The sequence below is a fragment of the Kribbella pittospori genome (genome assembly GCF_004331465.1).
GTDB lineage: Bacteria > Actinomycetota > Actinomycetes > Propionibacteriales > Kribbellaceae > Kribbella > Kribbella pittospori.
This window is the reverse complement of the sequence record NZ_SJKB01000037.1, coordinates 25,886-31,902: the sequence shown is the minus strand read 5'-3', so window position 1 is coordinate 31,902 and position 6,017 is coordinate 25,886. Positions and strand designations below refer to the sequence as shown.

The 6,017-nt window shown below is 68.0% G+C and carries 6 protein-coding genes and 1 tRNA gene; 6 read left to right on the top strand and 1 reads right to left on the bottom strand.

Annotated features, from left to right (window positions below; genetic code table 11):
- The first annotated feature begins 305 nt into the window (after nt 1–305).
- The 3 genes from E0H73_RS44765 (at nt 306) to E0H73_RS48605 (ending at nt 2,678) form a co-directional block, all read left to right on the top strand.
- Nucleotides 306–1,010, top strand: a complete 705-nt coding sequence (locus tag E0H73_RS44765; RefSeq protein ID WP_202867915.1) for a hypothetical protein — start codon at nt 306–308, stop codon at nt 1,008–1,010.
- A gap of 700 nt (nt 1,011–1,710) precedes the next feature.
- Nucleotides 1,711–2,334, top strand: a complete 624-nt coding sequence (locus E0H73_RS48200; RefSeq protein ID WP_131367306.1) for a tyrosine-type recombinase/integrase — start codon at nt 1,711–1,713, stop codon at nt 2,332–2,334.
- A 5-nt stretch (nt 2,335–2,339) separates the two neighbouring features.
- The gene (locus E0H73_RS48605) at nt 2,340–2,678 is read left to right on the top strand and encodes a site-specific integrase (protein ID WP_420323458.1); all 339 of its coding nucleotides are present in this window, start codon (nt 2,340–2,342) and stop codon (nt 2,676–2,678) included.
- Here the strand turns inward: E0H73_RS48605 and E0H73_RS44750 are convergent.
- Nucleotides 2,637–2,709: transfer RNA gene (locus tag E0H73_RS44750), tRNA-Arg, on the bottom strand. The genes E0H73_RS48605 and E0H73_RS44750 overlap by 42 nt on opposite strands.
- A gap of 112 nt (nt 2,710–2,821) precedes the next feature.
- Here E0H73_RS44750 and E0H73_RS44745 point away from each other — a divergent pair.
- The 3 genes from E0H73_RS44745 to E0H73_RS44735 all read left to right on the top strand — a co-directional run bounded on the left by E0H73_RS44745 (nt 2,822) and on the right by E0H73_RS44735 (nt 5,720).
- Nucleotides 2,822–3,223 (top strand): hypothetical protein, encoded by a 402-nt coding sequence (locus E0H73_RS44745; RefSeq protein ID WP_131367304.1) that lies wholly within the window; start codon nt 2,822–2,824, stop codon nt 3,221–3,223.
- 632 nt (nt 3,224–3,855) lie between these two features.
- Nucleotides 3,856–4,449 carry a hypothetical protein gene (locus E0H73_RS44740; protein WP_131367302.1) on the top strand — a complete coding sequence of 198 codons (594 nt, stop codon included), beginning with the start codon at nt 3,856–3,858 and terminating at the stop codon, nt 4,447–4,449.
- Nucleotides 4,446–5,720 (top strand): hypothetical protein, encoded by a 1,275-nt coding sequence (locus E0H73_RS44735; RefSeq protein WP_131367300.1) that lies wholly within the window; start codon nt 4,446–4,448, stop codon nt 5,718–5,720. The genes E0H73_RS44740 and E0H73_RS44735 overlap by 4 nt, the downstream gene beginning before the upstream one ends.
- Nucleotides 5,721–6,017: the final 297 nt, after the last annotated feature.

The window sequence follows — 6,017 nt, the reverse complement described above, 5'->3', positions numbered from 1 at the left end:
CAAGGGCCAGCGGCCGCGGACCGCAGCCTCAGTTTCCTAGCCCCCATGTCGCACATCAGGTGGCGCAGATCCGTCGCACATCAGGTGGCACTAGGCAGGATCGGCGGGAGTTTGTCCTCCGTTGACAGATCCGCGACACTCGTCCGCCAGGTGATGTGCGACAGCCGAATGCGCGGATCGCGGCAGATGAGTGCGTTTCCCGAGTCAGCGTTTAGTAGCGCCACAGCAGCGCCAGGGTGGGCCAGGGCGTAGATCGGGGTGATCCCCCGTTGATGATTGCGGCTACACAAGCGCATGCTGTGGCCGTGAACAAGGTTTCGCTGACGGCGCCGACCCCGGCGTTCGGGGAGCGGGTCGTGGGCGCGGCGGCGATCGCGTTGGTAGCGTCGTTGGTCATCCAGAATGCGGTGCTGGTCTGGGCCGGAGCGCCCGGCTACGGCGACCCGATCGAGAAGGTGTTCGCCTTCCACGCGGAGAACCGCGGCGCGGTCGCGATCGCGGTCGGCTCAGAGGCGCTGAACCTGCCGCTGCTGCTCGTGTTCGTGACCGGTTTCCACGGGCTGGTCGGGCGTCGCGGGGGTGCGGGCGCCGACTGGTCGCGCCTCGCGGTGGCCGCGGGCGCGACTCTCGCGGCGGTCTTCGCGCTCTACGCGGTTCTGTGGAACGGAGTCGTATTGTCCGCCGGCGAGCTCGCCGAGCCGAGCCCGCTGTTCAAGCTCGTCTGGCAGCTGCATGCAGGAGCATTCGCTCTGGCGCTGCCGGCGCTCGGCACCACCTTCATCGGCGCTGCGCTGGCGGCGCATGCGAGTCGGCTGGCGGCGCCGTGGCAGCGTGTGCTCGGCGTGGCCGGGGGAGGCCTGCTGATCGCCGCCGGGGTGGCCAACCTCGCGATCGCTGACGGCTCGCCGATCCTGTTCGTGGGGCTACTCGGCTACGCCGCCTGGCTCGTGTGGCTGCTGGTGACCGGGGTACGGCTGGTTCTGATGCCCAGGAAGGTCGGCGCTGCCTAGGAACCGTTCCCGCCACGCGGCAGCCCCGATACAAAGATTGCGTCAATCTGGGCGACCGAAGTGACACGACCGCTCATCGGCTGTGCGTTGGCCGGCCGCCCCAGTTGGTCGCCAGGCGCCTAGCCTGTCGCACATCAGTTGACGGAACTGTGTCGCGGATCTGTTGGCGGATCAGAGGATCGGCGGGAGTGTGTCCGGCGATGGACGGGACGTGCGTGATCCGAGCCCGGCGAGCTGAGTTCCCTGGCTGGCTCGGGGTTGGCAGGTCCTGCGTCAGTTCTGTGATGACCGAATCAGGCTGGGGCTGATGCCGATCGGTGGCATGCCGCTGGAACAGAGCGCCGGATGGGTAGTCGCTGAGGTCGAGCGTCCGGACGTGGCGGAAGCCGCGCTGCTCGTAGTAGCGGTGGAGACCGACATTGTCGGTCCACACGTCGATCCCGGACCCAGTTGTTGCCAAGCTCCCCGGCTCGCTTGCAAGCCCACTCGATCACGTCGGTGCCAAGTCCGGAGTACTTGCGCCGGACGATGAGCCGGTGGAGGTACATCGACGGCTGCTGCTGCTCCTCGGGCGTCCACAGCTTGGGGTCGGAGAAGGAGTCGAGAGCGACTGTGGCGGCGGTGGCTCCGTCGTTGTCGCGGACCATCGCTGAGCGGGCTCTACCGTGATCTGCTTGCTGGTGGTGGAAGGAACGTCGCTGTGCTGTCTCGACGGACTGTCGACTACGTGCACGCCGTTCTGCGCAAGGCGCTCAACGATGCTGTCCGCTCAGAGCAACTGTTGTCGTCGAACCCGGCTGAGCGGGCAAAGCGGCCCCGGCGTGAGCACCGTGGACCGGTCGACATCTGGACCGCCGTCGAGCTCCGCAGATTCCTCGACCTGATGAGTGATCACCGACTGTTCGCGTTCTACCGACTGGCCGCCTACTCGGGTGCTCGGCGCGGGGAGCTGCTGAACCTCCGCTGGCCGGACGTTGACTGGAAGGCGCCAGCTCTCCGGATTCGCGGGTCGGTGGGCATGGTCGACGGCGCGAGAGTCGAGGGCGCAACCAACGGTGGTCGTGAGCGGGTCGTCAGCCTGGACGCTGGAACTGTCGACGTGCTCAGGGCTCACCGCCGCCGCCAACTTGAAGACCTGCGGATCGCTGGGGAGTCATGGGTCGATACCGGGCACGTCTTCACGACTGGGTTCGGGCAGCCGATCTACCCCGGCACCGTGAACCAGCTCATGGCCAAGACGATCAAGGCCTACAACGAGCCAGCCGACGACGAGGATGCTCCAGAGGTCCCGTTGCCGCATGCTCGGCTGCACGACCTGAGCTGAGGCATGTGCACGCGACCTTGCTCCTGGTCGCGGGTGTCCCAGTGCATGTCGTCGCGGACCGGCTGGGGCACGCTGATCCGTCGATCACGCTCCGGGTGTACGCCCATGTGATCCGTCGCCACGCGGCTGGTATCGCTGATGTGTTCGCCGCTGCTGCTGACCACATCGACGAGGACCAGGACGACGAAGACGACGGGGAGACCCGTCAGCGGTGGTGCCGTGTTAGCAGAGGCGTTAGCAAAAACAGCCCCGGACAGAGCGAAACCCCAGGTCATCCACCTCGTGACCTGGGGTTTTGTTTGCGCGCTCGGAGGGATTCGAACCCCCAACCTTCTGATCCGTAGTCAGATGCTCTATCCGTTGAGCTACGAGCGCTGGACAACGTCGAGTAACGATACATGGGGGAGGTGGGTGGAGGCCAATCGGCCTCGGGGGGAGCGGTGCGGCGCTCGTACGGCGGGGTATTGGCGGCTCTACGATCCGGGACATGGGTATCGAGGACCTGCTCGGCGGGCGTGATCTGGGGGACGTCAAGAAGGCCGTCGGGTTCGTGATGGAGAACTCGGACGACTTCGAGAAAGTGCTGAATCTGGTCCGCGGGCTGCCGGACGACGCGGTCGGGTTCCTCGGGAAGTTGCCGGAGTTGCTGAAGACGATCGGGTCGGGGCTGGCCGGCGAGCTGGACAAGATCCCCGGGATCGGGGACGCCGCGGCGAAGACGCTGAACGACGGCAGCGGTCAGATCGGCGGGGTTGCGACGGAGATCGAGAGCCTGGCGGGCAACCTGCAGGATCTGTCGGGGATCCTCGCCACGGTCGGCGACGCGCTGAAGGGCCTAGGCAGCAAGCTGAGCGAGTCCGGCGGCTCGGTGAAAACGCTCCTCGACTGAGCTCGGTTCCCGGGGTAGTTGCCGAGGGCCCGCGACCCGCGGCGGGTGAGGATCCTGCGGTGGTTGAGCCGGCTGGACCGCGGCTGCGGCGACGCTGGACTCCGACCAGTTAGTCGTGGGCTGCGTATCGGCGGAGCGTCCGGCGCTGACGACACGCTGGGGCGCCCGGTCGGGAGGATTCGTGTCTCTCAAGGCGAACCAGGACAACAGCTGAACCAGTCCCAGACTGACGGCGGACGGCCGCCCAACCCTCGACAGCTGTCTCGGGTGCACACACCAACTCCACAACCACATTAGGTAGTCGACCGCGGGCGAAGCCCGCCCTCAAGGTCGGGCGGGTGGGAGCGTGCGCGAGCACGCGACGGCAGGAGCGGGCGTAGCCGCATGCGTGGGGCAGATCCCAGCACTCGTCCTACAGGTTGCTCGGGTGCGGACATCAGCGCTCGACCACATCAGGTAGTCGATCGCGGGCGGCAGCCTGCCTTCAAGGCTGGGTGGGTGGGAGCGTGCGCGCGTAGCCGCATGCGTGGGAGAGACACCAGCCCGCGGGTGGAACCGGGTGGGCGGCGTGATCGTCCTAACCGGGTCGTTGATGGGGAAGAGAGGACCGGTGCGTGGCTATGGTCGCGGGCATGGCGAGTCGACTGGTGCGGGGTACGGCGATCGCGTGCGGGGTGGCTGCCGTCGCGGGTGCGGGGTTCGGGTACGCGGTCGGGGAGCCCGTGGAGCCCGAGGACATCCTTCCGGCGAGGACCTTGCCGGCCGACGTGTGCAGCCGGATCGGCGACGTGTCGGTGATGTTGCCCAAGGCATCGAGCGGTACGGCGCCCATCACCATGAACCAGGGTGGGACGGCCACGGTGACGTGCGAGGCGGGGGTCACCCGGGAGAAGTCGAGCAGCTTCGCCTCGGCGTCGTTGAAGGTGACGATCACGCCGTACGCCGGGGCCGATGCGGGGGCCGGGCAGCCGCCGTTCACCCCGGAGCAGACGGCGAAGCGGGCCTTCGATCGGTCGCCGATGGACAAGGTGCCGGACCGGCAGTACCCGACCAAGTCGGCGCGGACTGTGCGGGGTGTGGCTGGTGAGTCGTTCACGGTGAAGACGCTGGTGCAGCGGGCGGACATCGTCGTACAGGTTGAGTACACGGCCAGCCCGATCCAGGCCGACGTCGCGGAGCAGGCGGTGCTGGTGCTGGCGGACCGGGCCATCTGGGAGAGCAAATGAACAGCGCGCCGGAGATCTCCGGTTACGAGTTCGACCAGCGGCTGCTTCGGCACCCGCTCGCGGAGCTGTGGCGCGGCCGCAGCTTCACTGGCATGGACGTCGTCGCGCTGGTGCTGAGCGACGCGGGCGCGAAGGACGCGGTCGTGCGGGACCGGCTGGTCAGCGCCGGACGGGACGCCGCGCTCGACCCCGAGCAGCACGAGACGCCGCTCTGGGCCGCGAACTTCAGCGCCACACGCCCGTACGCGATCACGCAACTCATCCCCGGAGAGTCCGGCGCCGAGCGGCTGATCGACCCGCTCGACGGCATTCTCGGCAACGACGAGGAGTCGCTGCAGGCGGTCCGCGCCCAGCTCAGCCGGTACGGCGCCCAGCCGCCGACCCAGCCGCCATCCGGCAACGGCGCCATCCCGTCATACGCACCGAAAGCACGGCCCGCACCAGAAGCGGACCCCACACCCCAAGCAGGGCCCGCACCCGAAGCGGACCCCACACTCCAAGCAGGGCCCGCACCCCAAGCAGCACCCGCAGCACCAGCCCAACCCTCGAAGATCGACATCGCCCGGCAGTACCGCCGCAAGATCGGCGGCTGGATCTACCTCGTGGTCGCGGTCATCGTGCTGATCGTCTTCACGGTCACGTACTCCGTCGGCGCCGCAATCGGCAGCTCGGTGAAGGACGAGAAGCCCGACGCCGCACCGCAGCCCGCGGTCAGCCCGTCCCCGTTCCCGGAAACTGTTCTCCTCCCGGCGTTCCGCAAGGTCACCACAGCGCCGTACCTTCGGCCCGACGGCGGCCCAGGCCTGTTCGGTTCGACCTACCCGGCCGGGACCGACGTGCAGGTGATCACCACGGCCGAGCTCCCGTTCGCGATCGGCTGGCCGCGGCCGCCGGCGGTGTCGTTCCTCGGGGAGTCGTCGACGATCGCGTACCGCCGGGTGCAGACCGATGACGGCGCGGGGAACCCGAGGCTGACGCCGGACCTGCGGATCGCGCTGCACCCGTGCAAGGACCTGGCCGGCTGCCTGGCGGACCGGTCGTCGTTCGACCAGCAGTGGACCAAGGTGTTCAAGGCACCGGTGCCGGCGACCGCGAAGGACAACCGGACCTGGCTCACGGTGAAGCAGGCGAAGCCGTACGCGCTGATGATGACGCGTGCGTTCAGCAGCGGTGGCCAGTGGTGGCTGGTCGGCGTTGCGGTCACCGGCGTATCCGGCGAGGAGCAGACGGTGCAGAACGTGCTGAACGACATCTGGCGGCAGACCAGCTGATCCGCCGCAAGATCTCCACAACGGCCCGCGCGACCAGCGCGGGCCGTTCTCATTTTCACAAGGTTCACCGGAAAGCGATTGTCGCGAAAACTTTGTGACCGGCTTCACTTTCTGGTGGTTCACAGCCCTTGGGTCCGTCGCGTACCGTAGTACCACTTGCGCACTGGTATACGTCCACTGGACGCACTGGTATGCGAGCGACTACACCGCCAGCCAGCTGAATCGAACCGCCGGAGACCCCGGCGGCCGACGCCGTACCCCCCTCAGCGTCGAGGGGCCGGGCGGCCGCCGGGCCCG

What these genes read in the sequence shown, in the direction of transcription:
- E0H73_RS44740 (WP_131367302.1), top strand. Translation starts at nt 3,856, where the DNA reads ATGGCGAGTCGACTGGTGCGGGGTACGGCGATCGCGTGCGGGGTGGCT.
- E0H73_RS44735 (WP_131367300.1), top strand. Translation starts at nt 4,446, where the DNA reads ATGAACAGCGCGCCGGAGATCTCCGGTTACGAGTTCGACCAGCGGCTG.
- E0H73_RS44745 (WP_131367304.1), top strand. Translation starts at nt 2,822, where the DNA reads ATGGGTATCGAGGACCTGCTCGGCGGGCGTGATCTGGGGGACGTCAAG.